This window comes from Pseudomonas sp. PGPR40, assembly GCF_022014505.1.
Taxonomy (GTDB): Bacteria; Pseudomonadota; Gammaproteobacteria; order Pseudomonadales; family Pseudomonadaceae; genus Aquipseudomonas.
This window is the reverse complement of sequence record NZ_JAKLSP010000042.1, coordinates 1-18,290: the sequence shown is the minus strand read 5'-3', so window position 1 is coordinate 18,290 and position 18,290 is coordinate 1. Positions and strand designations below refer to the sequence as shown.

General features: G+C 59.3%; 16 protein-coding genes. 4 read left to right on the top strand and 12 right to left on the bottom strand.

All coding sequences use genetic code 11. From position 1 onward, the window contains the following. Positions 1-39 precede the first annotated feature (39 nt). Entirely contained in the window at positions 40-1,422 is a 1,383-nt protein-coding gene (locus tag MEB48_RS26840) for an MFS transporter (RefSeq protein WP_237886790.1), read from the top strand. Between the two features lie 141 nt (positions 1,423-1,563). Here MEB48_RS26840 and MEB48_RS26835 read toward each other — a convergent pair whose 3' ends face one another. From MEB48_RS26835 to MEB48_RS26810, 6 genes are all read right to left on the bottom strand, one after another. Then, on the bottom strand, positions 1,564-2,517 hold the full coding sequence (locus MEB48_RS26835) for an adenosine deaminase (RefSeq protein WP_007907140.1): 954 nt from the start codon (positions 2,515-2,517) through the stop codon (positions 1,564-1,566). Between the two features lie 78 nt (positions 2,518-2,595). Further along, positions 2,596-3,564: a 2-oxoglutarate and iron-dependent oxygenase domain-containing protein gene (locus tag MEB48_RS26830; protein WP_237886789.1), complete on the bottom strand. Its 969-nt coding sequence runs from the start codon at positions 3,562-3,564 to the stop codon at positions 2,596-2,598. A gap of 131 nt (positions 3,565-3,695) precedes the next feature. Further along, the gene (locus MEB48_RS26825; protein WP_237886788.1) at positions 3,696-4,778 is read right to left on the bottom strand and encodes a BMP family ABC transporter substrate-binding protein; all 1,083 of its coding nucleotides are present in this window, start codon (positions 4,776-4,778) and stop codon (positions 3,696-3,698) included. A 276-nt stretch (positions 4,779-5,054) separates the two neighbouring features. Further along, on the bottom strand, positions 5,055-6,413 hold the full coding sequence (locus tag MEB48_RS26820) for an 8-oxoguanine deaminase (protein ID WP_237886787.1): 1,359 nt from the start codon (positions 6,411-6,413) through the stop codon (positions 5,055-5,057). A gap of 267 nt (positions 6,414-6,680) precedes the next feature. Then, on the bottom strand, positions 6,681-7,367 hold the full coding sequence (locus tag MEB48_RS26815; protein ID WP_237886786.1) for an SDR family oxidoreductase: 687 nt from the start codon (positions 7,365-7,367) through the stop codon (positions 6,681-6,683). A 25-nt stretch (positions 7,368-7,392) separates the two neighbouring features. Next, positions 7,393-7,743 (bottom strand): MerR family transcriptional regulator, encoded by a 351-nt coding sequence (locus tag MEB48_RS26810; protein ID WP_237886810.1) that lies wholly within the window; start codon positions 7,741-7,743, stop codon positions 7,393-7,395. Between the two features lie 82 nt (positions 7,744-7,825). On the opposite strand from MEB48_RS26810, the gene MEB48_RS26805 reads away from it, so the two are divergent. Beyond that, positions 7,826-8,290: a hypothetical protein gene (locus MEB48_RS26805; protein ID WP_237886785.1), complete on the top strand. Its 465-nt coding sequence runs from the start codon at positions 7,826-7,828 to the stop codon at positions 8,288-8,290. Positions 8,291-8,329: 39 nt separating this feature from the next. Here MEB48_RS26805 and MEB48_RS26800 read toward each other — a convergent pair whose 3' ends face one another. The 6 genes from MEB48_RS26800 to MEB48_RS26775 all read right to left on the bottom strand — a co-directional run bounded on the left by MEB48_RS26800 (position 8,330) and on the right by MEB48_RS26775 (position 14,873). Continuing rightward, positions 8,330-9,256, bottom strand: a complete 927-nt coding sequence (locus MEB48_RS26800) for an ABC transporter permease (RefSeq protein WP_237886784.1) — start codon at positions 9,254-9,256, stop codon at positions 8,330-8,332. Then, complete coding sequence (locus MEB48_RS26795) at positions 9,256-10,362, bottom strand: ABC transporter permease (RefSeq protein ID WP_237886783.1); 1,107 nt, start codon at positions 10,360-10,362, stop codon at positions 9,256-9,258. The genes MEB48_RS26800 and MEB48_RS26795 overlap by 1 nt, the downstream gene beginning before the upstream one ends. An 11-nt stretch (positions 10,363-10,373) precedes the next feature. Then, positions 10,374-11,939: an ABC transporter ATP-binding protein gene (locus MEB48_RS26790; RefSeq protein ID WP_237886782.1), complete on the bottom strand. Its 1,566-nt coding sequence runs from the start codon at positions 11,937-11,939 to the stop codon at positions 10,374-10,376. 575 nt (positions 11,940-12,514) lie between these two features. Then, positions 12,515-13,096, bottom strand: a complete 582-nt coding sequence (locus tag MEB48_RS26785) for an IMPACT family protein (protein ID WP_237886781.1) — start codon at positions 13,094-13,096, stop codon at positions 12,515-12,517. A gap of 7 nt (positions 13,097-13,103) precedes the next feature. Then, positions 13,104-13,754, bottom strand: coding sequence for a TetR/AcrR family transcriptional regulator (locus MEB48_RS26780; protein ID WP_038978834.1), 651 nt, complete (start codon positions 13,752-13,754; stop codon positions 13,104-13,106). A 198-nt stretch (positions 13,755-13,952) separates the two neighbouring features. Beyond that, positions 13,953-14,873: a LysR family transcriptional regulator gene (locus MEB48_RS26775; protein WP_237886780.1), complete on the bottom strand. Its 921-nt coding sequence runs from the start codon at positions 14,871-14,873 to the stop codon at positions 13,953-13,955. 139 nt (positions 14,874-15,012) lie between these two features. Here MEB48_RS26775 and MEB48_RS26770 point away from each other — a divergent pair, with 139 nt between their 5' ends. Both MEB48_RS26770 and MEB48_RS26765 read left to right on the top strand, forming a co-directional pair. Further along, positions 15,013-16,362 (top strand): aspartate aminotransferase family protein, encoded by a 1,350-nt coding sequence (locus MEB48_RS26770; protein WP_237886779.1) that lies wholly within the window; start codon positions 15,013-15,015, stop codon positions 16,360-16,362. Positions 16,363-16,508: 146 nt separating this feature from the next. Next, complete coding sequence (locus tag MEB48_RS26765) at positions 16,509-18,002, top strand: CoA-acylating methylmalonate-semialdehyde dehydrogenase (RefSeq protein WP_237886778.1); 1,494 nt, start codon at positions 16,509-16,511, stop codon at positions 18,000-18,002. Positions 18,003-18,290: the final 288 nt, after the last annotated feature.

Below are 18,290 nucleotides of genomic sequence, written 5' to 3'. Positions count from 1 at the left end.
ACACTCGATCCGGGGATTTTCGGATTGGGGGAATGTGGCATGGAAACACGAAGCTTCAGCGCGGCAGAACGACTGGAACGGCTGCCCGTCAGCGGTTATCACCGCATCATTTTCATCATCATTGCCTTGGCGTTTTTCTTCGACTCCATGGACTTGGCGATGATGACCTTCCTGCTCGGCTCGATCAAAACCGAGTTCGGCCTGAGCACGGCGCAGGCCGGGTTGCTGGCCAGTTCGAGTTTCTTCGGCATGGTCGTGGGCGCATCGCTGTCCGGCATGCTGGCCGACCGCTTCGGACGCAAACCGGTGTTTCAGTGGAGCATTGTGTTGTGGGGCATCGCCAGCTATCTGTGTTCCACGGCGCAGAACGTCGAAACGCTGACGCTATTCCGAATCCTGTTGGGGATCGGCATGGGCATGGAATTTCCGATTGCCCAGTCGATGCTGTCGGAGCTGATTCCGGCAAAGCGACGTGGTCGTTACATCGCATTGATGGATGGTTTTTGGCCGCTCGGTTTCGTCGCGGCCGGGGTGCTCTCGTACTTCCTGTTGCCGGTGATTGGCTGGCGCGACATCTTTCTGGTGTTGGCGGTGCCGGCGGTGTTCGTCCTGGCGATTCGTTTTTTCATCCCCGAATCACCGCGCTGGCTGGAGCAGGCCGGGCATTATGACGCGGCGGATAAGGTCTTGTGTGGCATCGAAGACCGGGTTCGGGCTTCACTGGGTCGTGCGGATTTGCCTGAACCGATTCGTCTGCCCCGGGTGGCGAGTCAACCGGGCACTTTCTTCTCTGCGCTACGGGAGATCTGGTCGCCACAGTATCGCCAGCGCACGATGATGATCTGGAGCGTGTGGTTCTTCGCCTTGCTGGGTTTCTATGGCCTGACGTCCTGGCTCAGTGCGCTGCTGCAACAATCGGGTTTCGCCGTGACTCAATCGGTGTACTACACGGTGCTGATTTCCCTCGGCGGGATTCCCGGTTTCCTCATGGCTGCCTGGCTGGTGGAGCGTTGGGGTCGTAAGCCGGTGTGTGTCGTGACGTTGCTCGGCGGCGGGGTCATGGCGTTTCTTTATGGCCAGAGCGCGGTGTTTGGCGGCAACGTCAGCCTATTGATCGTGTCTGGGCTGCTGATGCAGTTCTTTCTGTTCGGCATGTGGGCGGTGCTCTACACCTACACCCCTGAGTTGTACCCGACGTCGGCACGCGCCACGGGTTCGGGGTTCGCTTCGGCCATCGGCCGCGTGGGGTCGTTGCTCGGGCCATTGGTGACCGGGCTGGTGTTCCCGATGACCGGGCAGGGCGGGGTGTTTGCGCTGGGGGCGATGTGTTTTGCGATTGCGGCGGGAGTGGTGTGGATGTTCGGGATGGAGACCCGGGGCAAGACGTTGGAGGAGTTGAGTGAGCCGGTGATCGTCAGGTAAACGCCGATTAAATGTGGGAGCGGGCTTGCTCGCGAAAGCGGTATGCCAGTCGACATCATCGTTGACTGACACGCCGCCTTCGCGAGCAAGCCCGCTCCCACATGGGTTGTGTGGTGATTTTTGCTGTGGGATCTTTTGACTTTAAGGCTTCACCAACCGCGCATCCAGGCTGTTCTGCGCCAAGCGCTTGGCCTGATCCTGGGTCATGCCCAGATCGGTATACAGCGCGTGGAAGTTCTCGGTGACATACCCGCCGAAGTAGGCCGGGTCATCGGAGTTCACCGTAACCTTCACACCGCGTTCGAGCATGTCGAGGATGTTGTGCTGGGACATGTGATCGAACACGCAGAGTTTGGTGTTCGACAACGGGCACACGGTCAACGGGATCTGCTCGTCGATGATCCGCTGCATCAAGCGCTCGTCTTCGATGGCGCGCACACCATGGTCGATACGCTGGATTTTCAGCAGGTCGAGGGCTTCCCAGATGTACTCGGGCGGGCCTTCTTCACCGGCGTGGGCCACGGTCAGGAAGCCTTCGCTGCGCGCACGATCGAACACCCGCTGGAACTTGCTCGGCGGATGGCCCATCTCCGAACTGTCCAGGCCCACGGCGACAAACGCATCGCGGAACGGCAGCGCCTGGTCGAGGGTTTTCTGCGCTTCGTCTTCACTCAGGTGGCGCAGGAAACTGAGGATCAACCCGCTGGTGATCCCCAGTTGCTGCTCGCCATCCTTCAGTGCGGCGGCGATGCCGTTGAGCACTACTTCGAACGGGATGCCACGGTCGGTATGGGTTTGCGGGTCGAAGAACGGTTCGGTGTGAATCACGTTCTGCGCCTTGCAGCGCAACAGGTAGGCCCAGGTCAGGTCGTAGAAATCCTGAGAGGTACGCAATACATCGGCGCCCTGGTAATACAGGTCGAGAAACTCTTGCAGGTTATTGAAGGCGTAAGCCTTGCGCAGGGTTTCAACGTCGCTCCACGGCAGGGCGATTTTGTTGCGTTCGGCCAGGGCGAACAGCAGCTCAGGCTCCAGCGAACCTTCCAGGTGCAAGTGCAATTCTGCCTTGGGCAGAGCGTTCAGCCAGTCGTACATTTTTGAAATCTCATCAGGTGCAATGAGGGCATTCTACAGATGCCCGCAGAAACAATTAGCAAAACCTGACCAGCCGGTTCATTCCACGGCTTCCTGTTCCCGTCGATAGGCGTAGGTATCGGCGAAGCGCGACAGCAGGAATTCGGCGCAGGTGGTGGCCGGATACTTCGCCGGATGTCGTTCGTCCTGGCAACCGGGCAGGCATTCAATGGCGGTGTCGGGGTGCGGTTCGGCAAAGAACGGCATCGAGTACCGATCCACCCCCAACGGGCTGATCACCCGGTGTGGCGTCGACAGGTAACGGTCGTTGCTCCAGCGCGCCATCATGTCGCCGAGATTGACCACGAACGTGCCCTCGATGGGCGGCGCATCGATCCATTCGCCCCGCACGTTGCGCACTTGCAGTCCGCCGGCGGCATCCTGATAGAGCAGGGTGATGCAGCCATAATCGGTGTGAGCGCCGGCACCTTGCTGATCTTCGGTGCTGGCGGTGTGGCGCGGCGGGTAATGAATCATCCGCAGCACGCTGACCGGCTCCTTGAAGCGAGTATCGAAGAAATCGCGCTCAATGCCCAGCGCCAGGGTCATGGCCCGCAACAGGGTTTGAGCGAGCGCCTGCATGTCGACGTAGTGTTGCTCCATCAGCGATTCCCAACCGGGCATTGACGGATGACGGTTGGGACCGCGCAACGGTTTTTGCGCAATAACCTCGGGATGATCGGCTGGCAGGTGCAGGCCCATGTCGAAGGTTTCTTTCAGGTCGCTGGGTTTGCTCGGGTCGAGTTGCTCGGTGGCGATTGCACCATAGCCGCGGTGATGGCGGGTTTGGGTGATGTCGATCTTGAGTTTTTCGGCAGTGGGCAAGGCGAAGAAACGTTGGGCATGCTTCAGCACAGCGTCGATACGTGACGGGGCGATCGGGTGGCCCTTGATATAGAAAAAGCCCCATTCGCGGCAGGCGAGGTCGATTTGTGTGGCGATCGATTGCCAGGCGTTTTGATCAGCGCTGTAGAGCGGGCTGATGTCGATGATGGGAAGGCTGTTCATATTTGCGATCCTGCGAAATGAGCTTTTGTAGGAGCTGGCTTGCCAGCGAAGGCGGTTTCATTTCCGACACCGATGTTGAAGGTGATGGCCTCTTCGCTGGCAAGCCAGCTCCTACAGGGGGGGATGTGAAGTCACTTCGGTATCTCGGCCTTCATGCCTTCGACGTAGTAGTTCATCGACGCCAGTTGTGCATTGGTTGCAATCGCGCCCGCCGGGATTTTCTCCACGCCAGCCTGGTCCTTGATCGGCCCGGTGAACGGATGCAATGCACCGCTCTTGATGTCAGCAATGATCTGCTGCGCTTCGGTTTTCACTGCAGCCGGCACCAGGTCGCTGATCGGCAGCTCAACCGTGCCTTCCTTCAGACCACCCCAGTAATCCTGGGATTTCCACGTGTGGTCGAGCACGCTTTGGGTCGCCTGAATGTAATGCGGCCCCCAGTCGTTGACGATAGACGTCAGCACCGCTTTCGGCCCGAAGTGCGCCATGTCCGATGCATAACCGACCGCATACACGCCACGCCGCTCGGCCGCCTGGATCGGCGCCGGGCTGTCGGTGTGCTGGAACACCACATCCACGCCCTGATCGATCAGCGCGTTGGCGGCGTCAGCTTCCTTGCCCGGGTCGAACCAGGAATTGACCCACACCACTTTGATCTCGGTGCCGGGGTTGTACTTGTTCAGGGCCAGTTGGATGGCGTTGATGTCGCGGATCACTTCCGGAATCGGGAAGGAAGCGACATAGCCGACTTTTTTGGTCTTGGTCATCTTCGCCGCAAGGAAACCGCCGACGTAGCGGCCTTCATAAGTACGCGCCAGGTAAGTGCCAAGGTTCTTGTCCTGCTTGTAGCCAGTGGCGTGTTCGAAGGTCACTTTGGGAAATTGCTTGGCGACTTTCAGGGTCGGGTTCATGTAGCCAAAGGATGTGGTGAAAATCAGGTCGTACTTGTCCTTGGCCATGTTGCGGATCACCCGCTCGGCGTCGGCGCCCTCGGCGACGTTCTCCACATAGTTGGTGGTGATCTGCTCGCCGAACTTCTCAGCCAGCGCCTTGCGTCCCTGTTCATGCTGATACGTCCAGCCGTGGTCTCCGATCGGGCCGATATAGACGAAGCCGACTTTCAGCGGGTCGGCAGCACTGGCGGTCAGGCTGGCGCTCAGACCGATGGCTGCGGCGACAGCGCAAAGTAGCTGCTTCAACGGACGTTTATGCATGAACGGGAACTCCATTTTGTTGTGAGATGGACAAGGGCAATGCAAATTGCTGACCAACAGGACAACAAAATACAGAAACCGCGTAACGGCCTTCGCGGGCAAGCCTCGCTCCTACAGGTTTGCGCCGCATCCAATCCCACGACAGGCACAAATCCCGTAGGAGCGAGGCTTGCCCGCGAGGAGGCCCTGACGACCACACAGAACCATCCCGGTGCGCCTTCACCAACTCACGCCATCCACTGGTGCGGGCGCCTCCCACATTGGATTGATGTTGTATCAGGTGCCTGCGATCAACTGTCGAGCCGCCTGGCTGTGATCGGCAATCAACCCTTGCAGATCCAGCCCTTCAACTTGCCCATCGATCACCCGCCATTTGCCGCCGACCATCACCCGGTCCGCCCGATCCGCGCCGCACAGCAGCAGCGCCGACACCGGATCATGGCTGCCGGAGAAGCGCAGCTCATCCAGCTTGAACAGCGCCAGATCCGCCTGCTTGCCCACCGCCAATTCACCGATATCGCTGCGCCCGAGCAAACTCGCCGAGCCCTTGGTCGCCCAGCCCAGTACCAATTCCGGCGTAATTTTTTCCGCGCCATAACGCAGTCGCTGGATGTACAGCGCCTGACGGGTTTCGAGGATCATGTTCGACGCATCGTTGGACGCCGAACCGTCCACACCCAGACCCAGCAGCGCACCCGCAGCGGTCAGGTCCAGCGTCGGGCAGATGCCGGAGGCCAGGCGCATGTTCGAACTCGGGCAATGGCAAATACCCGTGCCGGCCGCGCCGAGACGAGCGATTTCGTCGGGGTTGAAATGAATGCCGTGGGCCAGCCAGGTACGTGGCCCGAGCCAGCCGACGCTGTCCAGATAATCGACGGTGCGCAGGCCGAAACGTTGCAGGCAGAAATCTTCTTCGTCGAGGGTTTCCGCCAGGTGCGTGTGCAGGCGTACATCGAGGGTGTTCGCCAGTTCGGCGCTGGCGGACATGATTTGCGGGGTCACCGAAAACGGCGAGCACGGTGCCAGGGCGATCTGGATTTGCGCACCATCGCCGCGCTCGTGGTATGCGGCAATCAAGCGTTGGCTGTCTTCGAGAATCACTTCGCCTTCCTGGACGGTTTGCTGCGGTGGCAGGCCGCCGTCTTTTTCTCCGAGACTCATGGAACCGCGAGTGAGCATGGCGCGCATGCCCAGTTCGCGAACACTCTCGACCTGCACATCAATCGCGTTTTCCAGGCCTTCCGGAAACAGGTAATGGTGATCGGCCGCGGTGGTGCAACCGGACAGCAGCAACTCGGCCAACGCGACTTTGGTGGCGAGGGCAAGTTTTTCAGGGGTGAGGCGAGCCCAGACCGGATAGAGGGTTTTCAACCACGGGAACAACGGCTGATTAACCACCGGCGCCCAGGCACGGGTCAGGGTTTGATAGAAGTGGTGATGGGTGTTGATCAGCCCTGGCAGGATCACGTGTTCACGCGCATCGAAAACGTGGTCACAGGGCGCGGACGGTTGCTGGCCGGCGCTGAGCACTTCGACGATCAAACCGTCTTGCAGCACCAGACCGCCACGGGCATCGAGCGCGTTGGCCGTGAAAATGGCGAGGGGATTTTGTAACCAGGTACGGGTCGCAGGCATGGTGGCCGGCTCCTCTGAAAGTTGGGTTCAGGGTTGCCAGCTCAGTGTTGCCCTGTCTGCTGATCCAGGGTCGCCGCGGGGGCGAGGTGCGGAGTTTCGAACAAAAAAGCTTCGCGGGCAAGCCCAGCCCGACCAGACAATGCAAAACCCCTGTAGGAGCGAGCTTGCTCCGGGCGGCGTTCCGACGAAAGCGGTATGTCAGGCAACATCAATGTTGACTGTGCCGCCATCTTCGCGAGCAAGCTCGCTCCTACGGATCCGGGGGGATTACCAGGGAATGGTCTCACCCCGGTAATTCACAAAATGATGCCCGCCCTTGCCGGCATACGCGTTCACCTGATCGATCAACCCGCGCGTGCTGGTTTCCACATCGATGTCCGCGCCTTCACCGCCCATATCAGTCTTCACCCAGCCTGGATGCAGCGACAGCACGGTGAGTTTCTGTTCGCCCAATTGCGTGACGAAGCTGTTGGTCATGGAGTTCAGCGCCGCTTTGCTGGCCTTGTACAACGCCAGTTCCGGCGCGTCGGGCATGGTCACGCTGCCCAGCACCGAACTCATGAAGGCCAGCACGCCGCTGCCATCGCGAATTTGCCCGACGAAACGCTGGGCCAGGTTGATCGGAGCCACGGCATTGGTGAAGAACAGCTGACCCACCTCGGCCAAGGTCGCGCCGCCCGGCGTCTGGACTTCCGGGCCTTTGACCCCGGCATTCACGAACAACAAGTCGAAGACTTCATCCTTGAGTTGTTGGCTAAGGGCAATGACCGCTTGCTGATCGTCCATGTCGAGTTTTTCGACTCGCACCTTGCCCAACGCTTGTAAGGCTTCGGCGCCCTGTGGGTTGCGCACGGTGGCGGTGACTTGCCAACCGTCGGCCAGCAGGGTTTTCACCAGGCCGAGGCCCAAGCCTCGGGAGGCACCGATGATGAGTGCGGTTTTTGCCGTAGACATGAATGGCTTCCTTGATGGATGAGAATCACGGATTTAAAGGACAACGCTGGCTGAGCCGATGTTGCAGTTCCTGACGCAAGACATCGAGTTCGGCTATACGAGTCTCGATCAGGTTCAATTTGTCTTGTAGCAGTTGGGTAACGGCATTGGCCGGGTCGGGCGCCTGCCACAGCGCGGCGACGCTGCTGCCGATCTCGCCAAGGGTAAAGCCCAGTCGCTGAGCGGTCTTGATGTACAGCACCAGTTGCACCCTCTCCGCCGGATAGTCGCGATAACCATTGGCGCTGCGTTGCGCGGCGATCAATCCGCGCTGCTCGTAAAAGCGCAATGTGTCGCGGCTGACGGCGCTGGCCTGGGCTAATTCACCGATGCGCAGCTTGATGTCTCGAGAGGGCTTGACCCTGGAGCATACTCCAGGCTTTAGCCTTGTTGTTCCCTGAATTGATGGAGCAAGACGGATGTGGACTTCAACGCAATATCGTCAAGTGGTGCGTGGCAGTGCGTGGTACGACCTGATCGTGACCGCTGCTTTTGTGACGCCGTGGAGTTTTGCGGCGTTGCATGGTGTGTTGTCGAGCCTGAGCCAGACTTTCAATTTGCCTGGCGAGCTACCGCCGTTCGAGCCGATGCACATGCTGATGGCGAATCTGTTGGGTTCGATTGTGTGCGTCTGGGCGGTGCTGCGGATTCGTGATCCGCAGCAGGTGTTTGGGCGGTATGACGCGGTGGGGCGGTTTCTGTTTTCGGCTTGGCAGCTGTACGCCTTGCTCCACGGCGCCAGTTCATTGCTGGTTGTTTTTTTGGCCTTTGAATTGGCGTGGGGCGTTGTTCAGGTGTTGCCTGTTCGGGCGCCTTCGCGGGCAAGCCTCGCTCCTACGGGTTTTGCGCCGCACCCGATCCCGCGACAGGCACAAATCCTGTAGGAGCGAGGCTTGCCCGCAAAGAGGCCCTGATGGCCAACCCTAATGCCCGGCCTGCCACGGATGCCCCAACGACACCGGCGCATACAACCGTGTGCGCACGGCATCCCGGGACAACAGCACCAACACCACAATGGTCGCGACATACGGCAGCATCGCCAGCAGGCTCGACGGTATCGCCAGCCCCAACCCCTGCGCCACCAAATGCAGGATGCTGGCGAGACCGAACAGATACGCCCCGAGCAGCAATCGCCACACTCGCCAACTGGCAAACACCACCAGCGCCAGGGCAATCCAGCCGCGACCGGCGCTCATGTTTTCCGCCCACATCGGCGTGTACGCCAAGGACAAATAAGCCCCGGCCAACCCTGCCATCGCCCCGCCAAACAGCACTGCCAGCGTGCGTACGCGCAACACCGGCAGGCCCATGGCACTGGCGGCATCCGGGTTTTCGCCGACCGCCTGAATAATCAACCCGACGCGACTTTTCAGAATCACCCAAGCCACTAACGTGAACAGCGCGAACGACAGGTACACCAGCAAGTCCTGCGCAAACAGCATCCGCCCGATCAGTGGGATTTCACTCAAAAACGGAATCGCCACCGGTTCGAAACCCGCCAGCGGTTTGCCAACCCACGCTGCGCCGACAAAAGTCGACAGGCCCACGCCGAAGATCGTCAACGCCAACCCGGTCGCCACCTGATTGGCGTTGAACACCAATGCCACCAGGGCAAACAGCGACGACAACAGCATTCCGGCGAGCATCGCCAGCAACACACCAAGCCAGAGGTTGCCGCTGTTCAGCGCGACGATGAAACCGATCACCGCCCCAAACAGCATCATGCCTTCCTGGCCCAGATTGAGGACGCCGCTCTTCTCGCAAATCAGCTCGCCCAGCGCCACCAGCAACAACGGCGTACCGCAACGAACCATGGCATAGAAAATATTGCTCAGCAGATCGATATCCATCACAAGGCTCCTGCGTGTACGGCGGTGGTTGGTGCACGGCGAGCCCAGCGCAGGTTCAAACGCGGTCGGTAGAGAATAAGCACGTCACTGGCCAACAGGAAAAACAGCATCATCCCTTGGAAAAGTTGAGTGATCGCTTGCGGCAGGTTCATGCTCATTTGCGCGCTCTCGCCGCCGATGTACAGCAGCGCCATCAACAGGCTGGAAAACAGAATGCCGATGGGGTTCAGCCGCCCGAGAAACGCCACGGTGATCGCCGCATAGCCGTAACCCGGCGAGACTTGCGGCACCAATTGACCGATCGGCCCGGTGACTTCGCACACGCCGGCCAGCCCCGCCAATCCGCCGCTGATCAACAGCGCCAGCCAGATCAGGCGCTTCTCGCGAAAGCCGACGAAACCGGCGGCGCGCTTGTCCAGCCCGAGCACTTTGATCTGGAAGCCGACAAAGCTTTTCTGCAGCAACACCCACACCGCCACCAGTGCGAGCAGGGCGAAATAGACCCCGGCGTGCACCCGACCGTCCTCCATCAACAGCGGCAAACGACTGGCATCGCCGAACATCGCCGACTCTGGAAAGTTGAAGCCCGCCGGGTCCTTCAAAGGCCCGTGGACGCAGAACAGCAGCAAGTTCAGGGCGATGTAATTGAGCATGATGCTGGTGAGGATTTCATTGGCGTTGAAGCGCGTACGCAACCACGCCGTCAGCCCGGCCCACGCGGCACCGGCCAAGGTGCCAGTGAGCAGGATCAACACCAGCGCCCAGCGGCTTTGCAGACCAATGATGTTCACCGCCAACGCGCTGCCGGCCAAGGCGCCGAGCAGCAACTGACCTTCGGCGCCGATGTTCCAGATCCGTGCCTGATACGCCACCGCCAGGCCCAATGCGCAAAGCAGAATCGGCAGCGCTTTGACCAACAATTCGGAGACGCCATACAAGTCGCTGATCGGTGCAATCAGCAAAGTGTGCAAAGTCAGCAACGGATCGTGGCCCAGCGCGATAAACAGCAATGAGCCACAGCCCAGCGTCAACACGGCCGCCAGCAAAGGCGAGCACCACAGCATCAGCCGCGATTGCTGGCCACGGGGTTCGAGAGAAAGCAGCATGTGAAACTCCGTTAAAGCGTTACGGGGGCAGGTGATTGAGGGGTGTCGAACTGGCCGGCCATCCAGCCGCCGACGTCACTCAGATGGGTGTCGACGGTGGCCTGCAAGGGCGACAGCCGACCGCCACACAAGGCGCCGAGTCGGTCGCTGATCTGGAACAATTCGTCCAGGTCTTCGGAGATCACCAGAATCGCCGCACCGGCGTCGCGCAAGGCAATCAATGCCCGGTGAATGGTCGCGGCTGCGCCAACGTCCACGCCCCAGGTCGGGTGCGCGGCCACCAGCAATTTAGGCTGCTGAAGGATTTCCCGACCGAGGATAAATTTCTGTAAGTTGCCGCCGGACAGGCTGCGGGCCGGCGCTTGAGTGTCAGGTGTCTTGACCCCGAAGCGGTGGATGATTTCTTGGGCCAGCACTTCGACCTTGCCGCGCTGGATCAGCCCGTTGCTGACCAGGCCCTGTTGAAATGCAGTGAGCAAAGCGTTATCTGCCAGGCTCAGCTCCGGGACCGCGCCATGGCCCAGGCGCTCGGCGGGGACGAACGCCAGGCCTAGCTTGCGTCGGGCATCCGGCTGCAGATGCGCGACCGGTTGCCCGCCGAAACTGATCGTCGAGCCGTCATTTCTCGGTAGCCGTTCCTCACCGCTGAGCAAGGCCAGCACCTCATCCTGACCATTGCCGGCCACTCCGGCGACCCCCACGATTTCGCCGCTGCGCACCTCCAGGTCAATGTCCTTCAACGAGCAGCCGAACGGGTCCGGGTTGTGCCAGGACAATCGCGTCACGTTCAAAAAAACATCAGCGCCCATGACCTTCGGATAATCGGTAATCAGCTCAGCGGCTTCACCGACCATCAACTGCGCCAGTTGCCGGTCCGAACACTCGGCCGGCACGCAATGCCCGGCCACTCGCCCGCCGCGCAACACCGTGGCGCTGTGGCACAACGCGCGCACTTCACCGAGCTTGTGGCTGATAAACAGAATGCTGCAGCCCTCGGCCGCCAGTCGGCGCAAAGTGACGAACAATTCGTCGGCCTCTTGCGGAGTCAGTACCGACGTCGGCTCATCGAGAATCAGCAGGCGAATGTCTTGCATCAGGCAGCGAATGATTTCCACCCGTTGACGCTCGCCAATGGACAGGCTGTGGACAAGTCGCTCCGGTTCCAGGGCCATGCCATAGCGTTGGGACACTTCACGAATTTTTGGCTCAAGCTGCTTCGGCGTACCCGCCGCAGCGCCCATTGCCAACGCGATGTTCTGCGCCACGCTCAGGGTTTCGAACAGCGAGAAATGCTGGAACACCATGCCAATCCCGAGGCCGCGAGCCTGGGCCGGGTTGCGCATGGTCACGCGCTGGCCCTGCCAGATCAGTTCCCCTGAGTCGGCGTGAGTGACGCCGTAGATGATCTTCATCAGAGTACTTTTGCCCGCACCGTTTTCGCCGAGCAGGGCGTGGATTTCACCGGGCGCAATGCTCAAGTCGATGGCATCGTTGGCCAGGCAACCGGGGTAACGTTTGCTGATTCTGTGCAATTGCAGGCGGGGTATTTGATCGGGGATCGGTACGGGGTTGGACATGACAGGCTCGGAGTCGACAGAAGTTATGCCTGTGGATAAAGCAATTTCCTGGCCATTGAGTCAGGAAATAGTCAAAGCCTTGCTGGCAAAGGGTTGTGCATGGTGCCTCGTCATATCAATTCCGAATCAGGCACCACTTAAGGGCACGCTTTTTGATCAGGCTCCGGTTTTGCGCGCGCTGAATTGATCAAAAAACGAGCAGTAGCCTGCAAGCTATATCAGACAGGGGGCTGCGCCAGCCATGAACGGGTTATCCACAGGTTGTTCCACAGGATCTGTGCGCAAGCCGAGCGCACGGGCATAAGCACTGAGGGGCTTTCTTCTAACGGCGATAAACCGCTCTAACTGATTGTTTTTATGTGGAATAAACGTCGTCACCAGCGTGTTGGATGAAAAATGAGCAAAGCTCGCAAAGCCGCATGACAGAAGGGTTACAGGGGAATGTGCTCAGGTTATCCACAGCCGGGTGCACAGCAGATGTGGGCAAGTATCGAGAGTAAAGAAAACCGGGCTGCCCCAAAAGATCGCAGCACCGACAGCCGCGTAGGAGCTACCGGCTGCGATCTTTGGATCTTTTATCGCCGCAACAAAATGCGTCCGCGACTCAAATCCGCCAACTGCATCTGCAAGGTGTCTATCTGCCCCTCGCCAATCGCCAATTGCAGTTCCACGCCATTGGCCGTGAAGGTTTCTTCCACCACCAAACCACCCAACTCCACTACCCGAAGTTTCACCAACGCCAACTCGCCAAATGCACAGGCGCAACTGACCGGCACCCGGCTGATCAGCTCGACCTTCGGCGCCCCTTGCAGGCATTTGTTGGCACCGCCGCCATAGGCACGGGCGAGGCCGCCGGTGCCCAGTTGAATGCCGCCATACCAGCGGATCACCAGCACCGCGACCTGATCGCAATCCTGCGCTTCGATCGCTGCCAGAATCGGCCGGCCAGCGGTGCCGCCGGGTTCGCCGTCATCGTTGCTGCGATATTGATCGCCAAGTTTCCAGGCCCAGCAATTGTGTGAGGCGTTCAAATCACTGTGCTGCTCGATGAACGCTTGGGCATCAGCTGCGCTAGTGATGGGTCCGGCGAGGGTGATGAAGCGGCTTTTGCGAATCTCTTCGCGGTATTCGCAAAAACCGCTGAGGGTAAAAGGCATAGGTGTCTTAGATAGCCGGCGTCAGGCCGCAGCCTTTGAGGATGATGCGGATCAGGTTGTTGCCGGCGTCTTCCATGTCTTGCTTGGTCAACTTGGTGCGCCCGGTGACACGGCAGATCTGAGTGGCAAAATCGGCGTAATGCTGGGTGCTGCCCCACAGCAGGAAGATCAGGTGCACCGGGTCGACCGGGTCCATCTTGCCGGCGTCGATCCACGCCTGAAACACTGCGGCCCGGCCCTGAAACCAGATGCGATAGTCCTGGTTGAAATGCGCGCTCAGGCATTCGCCGCCGCTGATGACCTCCATGGCGAAGACCCGCGAAGCCTGCGGTTGGCGCCGGGAGAATTCCATTTTTGCGCGGATGTATCGCGTCAATGCTTCTGCGGGATCATCCTCGACAGTCAGGGTATTGAAGGTGCTGTCCCACAATTCAAGGATGTTGCTCAGCACCGCCACATACAAACCGAGTTTGTTGGTGAAGTAGTAATGCAGATTCGCTTTGGGCAACCCGGCATTCTGCGCAATGGTGTTCATGCTGGTGCCTTTGAACCCGTGACGGGCGAACTCATCTTCGGCGGCTTTGATGATGGTCTCTTCGTTCTTCTGACGAATGCGGCTGGCGGGTTTGCCGCCGTGGGCTGGGACTTCAAAGGTCATAGGCACTTCCGAACAGGTAGATGGGTGCAACCAGATGCGTTGATAGCGCACCCGCAGGTCTCAGACAAGTCCTGTTGCGATAAAACCTGAACACCATAAATCCCTGTGGGAGCGGGCTTGCTCGCGAAGTCGGTATGTCAGTCGATATTTATGCAACTGACACACCGCCTTCGCGAGCAAGCCCGCTCCCACAAGTTCTCAATGCGTCGCCGCCAGGCTCTCCAGAAAACTCTCCAGCACCAAATGGGGACGACGGCCCTTGCGGGTGACCGATGCCAGACTCAGGTCATAAAAACGTGCCTTGGGTTTCAGTGCGCGCAAGCGGCCCTGCTGCACCCAAAGGCTGGCGTAGTGATCCGGCAGGTAACCGATGTAGCGTCCGGTCAGAATCAGAAAGGCCATACCTTCGCGATCCGACGCACTGGCTGTGCAGTTGAGCGCCTGATAGTGGGCCTGAATCTCGGCAGGCAAACGGAAGGTCGGGGCGATGGCGTCCTGGCTGTTGAGGCGTTCATCGTCCAGTTGTTTGTCGTCGACATAAAACAGTGGATGGCCGACCGCGCAATACAGCAATGAGCGTTCGCTGTAGAGCGGTTGATATTCCAGGCCCGATAGCGCACTGGCCTGTGGCACCACGCCGACATGTAAGCGACCGTCGAGCACACCTTGTTCGACTTCATTGGGCGCGATCATGCGGATCTGGATCTGTACGTCCGGGCCACGCTCCTTCAACTGCGCCAGGGCGTGGGTGATGCGCATGTGGGGCAGGGTGACCAGATTGTCGGTCAGGCCGATGGTCAACTCACCGCGCAAATGTTGGTGGAGGCCGTTGACCTCGGTGCGGAAACTTTCCAGCGCACTTAACAGCTGCAGCGCTGATTGGTAGACCTCGCGACCTTCTTCGGTCAGGGAAAAACCGGCGCGACCGCGTTGGCACAGACGCAGGCCGAGGCGTTGCTCCAGATCGCTCATCTGTTGGCTGATCGCCGAGCGACCGATGCCGAGCACAGATTCCGCCGCGGAGAAACCGCCGCATTCCACGACGCTGCGAAAAATCCGCAACAAGCGAATATCAAAGTCACTGACTTGCGCCAGCGGATCGGGGCGACGGCTGCTCATGCTTTGTTTACTCAAAGTTTAGTAGCTGGCTGACTGAAGGTTAGAAAAGTTGGATTTCACCGACTTTATCCTCGTGGCAATTTAGCTGCAAGAACGCTTTTCATCTCCACGCCGCTTATTGCCTTGCGAGGTTTTGCCCATGAACGTGCCTGAAAACGCCCCGACTTCCCTGGCCAGCCAGCTCAAGCTCGATGCTCACTGGATGCCCTATACCGCGAACCGTAATTTCCAGCGCGACCCGCGACTGATCGTGGCTGCCGAGGGCAGTTGGCTGACAGACGACAAGGGCCGCAAAGTCTACGATTCGCTCTCGGGTCTGTGGACCTGTGGTGCCGGACACACCCGAAAGGAAATCCAGGAAGCGGTGGCCAAGCAATTAGGCACCCTCGATTACTCGCCGGGCTTCCAGTACGGCCACCCGCTGTCGTTCCAGTTGGCCGAGAAAATCACCGACCTGACGCCGGGCAATCTGAATCATGTGTTCTTCACCGACTCGGGTTCCGAGTGTGCCGACACGGCGGTGAAAATGGTGCGTGCTTACTGGCGCCTGAAAGGCCAGGCCACCAAAACCAAAATGATCGGTCGTGCTCGTGGTTATCACGGCGTGAACATCGCCGGCACCAGCCTCGGCGGCGTGAACGGCAACCGCAAACTGTTCGGCCAGGCGATGATGGACGTCGATCATCTGCCGCACACTTTGCTGGCAAGTAATGCATATTCCCGTGGCATGCCGGAGCAGGGCGGTATTGCCCTGGCGGATGAACTGCTGAAGTTGATCGAGTTGCACGACGCGTCAAACATCGCAGCAGTGTTTGTCGAGCCACTGGCCGGTTCCGCTGGCGTGCTGGTTCCGCCGCAGGGTTACCTCAAGCGTCTGCGCGAGATCTGCGATCAGCACAACATCCTGCTGGTGTTCGACGAAGTGATCACCGGTTTCGGCCGTACCGGTTCGATGTTCGGCGCCGACAGCTTCGGTGTGACTCCTGACCTGATGTGCATCGCCAAGCAAGTTACCAACGGCGCGATCCCGATGGGCGCGGTGATCGCCAGCTCCGAGATCTACCAGACCTTCATGAATCAGGCGACGCCGGAATACGCGGTGGAATTCCCGCACGGCTACACCTATTCCGCGCACCCGGTGGCTTGTGCTGCCGGCCTTGCGGCACTGGACCTGCTGCAAAAGGAAAACCTGGTGCAAAGCGTGGCGGAAGTGGCGCCGTATTTCGAAAATGCGTTGCATGGTCTGAAGGGCTCGAAAAACGTCGTCGACATTCGTAACTACGGGTTGGCCGGTGCCATCCAGATCACGCCTCGCGACGGCGATGCGATCGTGCGTCCGTTCGAAGCCGGCATGGCCTTGTGGAAAGCCGGGTTCTACGTGCGCTTCGGCGGCGACACCCTGCAGTTCGGCCCAACCTTCAACAGCAAGCCGCAAGACCTCGATCGTCTGTTCGACGCGGTCGGCGAAGTGCTGAACAAAATCGACTGATTCGACATACATACCCGTAGGAGCTGGCTTGCCAGCGAAAGCACCCTTGAGACCGCTATCGCCAGCAAACCTGGCTCCTACAACAGGCATCTATATAGCAGGCGCTCTTTCATAGGCGCCTGTGGACAACTTTTCAGGAGCCCCGCATGAGCCTTATCCCGCATTTGATCAATGGCGAACTGGTGACCGACGACGGTCGTACGGCCGACGTGTTCAACCCGTCCACCGGTCAAGCGATCCACAAACTGCCGTTGGCCAGTCGTGAAACCATTCAAAAAGCCATCGACTCGGCAAAAGCTGCGTTCCCGGCCTGGCGTAACACTCCGCCGGCCAAGCGCGCTCAGGTGATGTTCCGCTTCAAGCAACTGTTGGAACAGAACGAAGCCCGCATCGCCCAGTTGATCAGCGAAGAACATGGCAAGACCCTGGAAGATGCGGCCGGTGAATTGAAGCGCGGGATCGAGAACGTCGAGTTCGCCTGTGCTGCACCGGAAATTCTCAAGGGCGAATACAGCCGTAACGTCGGTCCGAACATTGATGCCTGGTCGGATTTCCAGCCATTGGGCGTGGTGGCCGGTATTACCCCGTTCAACTTCCCGGCCATGGTGCCGCTGTGGATGTATCCGCTGGCGATCGTCTGCGGCAACTGCTTTATTCTCAAGCCGTCCGAGCGTGATCCAAGCTCGACGTTGCTGATTGCTCAGCTGTTGTTGGAAGCCGGTCTTCCGAAAGGTGTGCTGAGTGTGGTGCATGGCGACAAGGCTGCGGTGGATGCTCTGATCGAAGCGCCGGAAGTCAAAGCGCTGAGCTTTGTCGGTTCGACGCCGATTGCCGAATACATTTACGCCGAAGGTACCAAGCGCGGCAAACGCGTCCAGGCGTTGGGCGGCGCGAAGAACCATGCGGTATTGATGCCGGATGCGGATCTGGATAACGCGGTCAGTGCACTGATGGGCGCGGCGTACGGTTCGTGCGGTGAGCGCTGCATGGCGATCTCGGTAGCCGTGTGCGTCGGTGATCAGGTGGCGGATGCGTTGGTGGCCAAACTGGTGCCGCAGGTCAAAGCGCTAAAAATCGGTGCGGGTACGACCTGCGGCCTGGATATGGGGCCGCTGGTTTCCGGTCAGGCTCGCGATAAAGTCAGTGGCTATATAGAAGACGGTGTTTCAGCAGGTGCGACCTTGGTGGTGGATGGTCGTGGTCTGAGCGTGGCCGGTCATGAGGAAGGTTTCTTCCTGGGCGGTTGCCTGTTCGATAACGTCACGCCAGAAATGCGCATCTATAAAGAAGAGATCTTCGGGCCGGTGCTGTGCGTCGTCCGGGTCAACAGCCTGGAAGAGGCGATGCAACTGATCAACGATCACGAGTATGGCAATGGCACCTGTATCTTCACGCGTGACGGGGAAGCGGCGCGGTTGTTCTGCGATGAGATCGAAGTGGGCATGGTCGGCGTCAACGTGCCATTGCCGGTGCCAGTGGCTTATCACAGCTTTGGTGGCTGGAAGCGATCGCTGTTCGGCGATCTGCATGCGTATGGTCCGGATGGCGTGCGTTTCTACACTCGTCGCAAGGCTATTACTCAGCGCTGGCCACAACGAGCGAGCCATGAAGCTTCGCAGTTCGCATTCCCTAGCTTGTAAGTAGAAGGGCAGAAGGCCGACCTCTTGAGGTCGGCCTTCGTGTTTTAGGGCTTTTTGGACTTATATGACAGAAATGTGAAAATTGATGTTGACGGCAGATTCTGAAAGCCTATAATTCGCCCCACTTCCGGCGCAGTCGAAACGGAAAACTCCTTGATAAACAATGAGTTATACAGTTTTCGGCAGCGGTTACGCTTCAGTTCATCGAAGCCAGAAGGAGTTGGTGGGGCAGTGTGTTGTCGCCTTATTGACGGTTCGATCCTCTCGGTCGAAAGCGGAGAAAAAGAG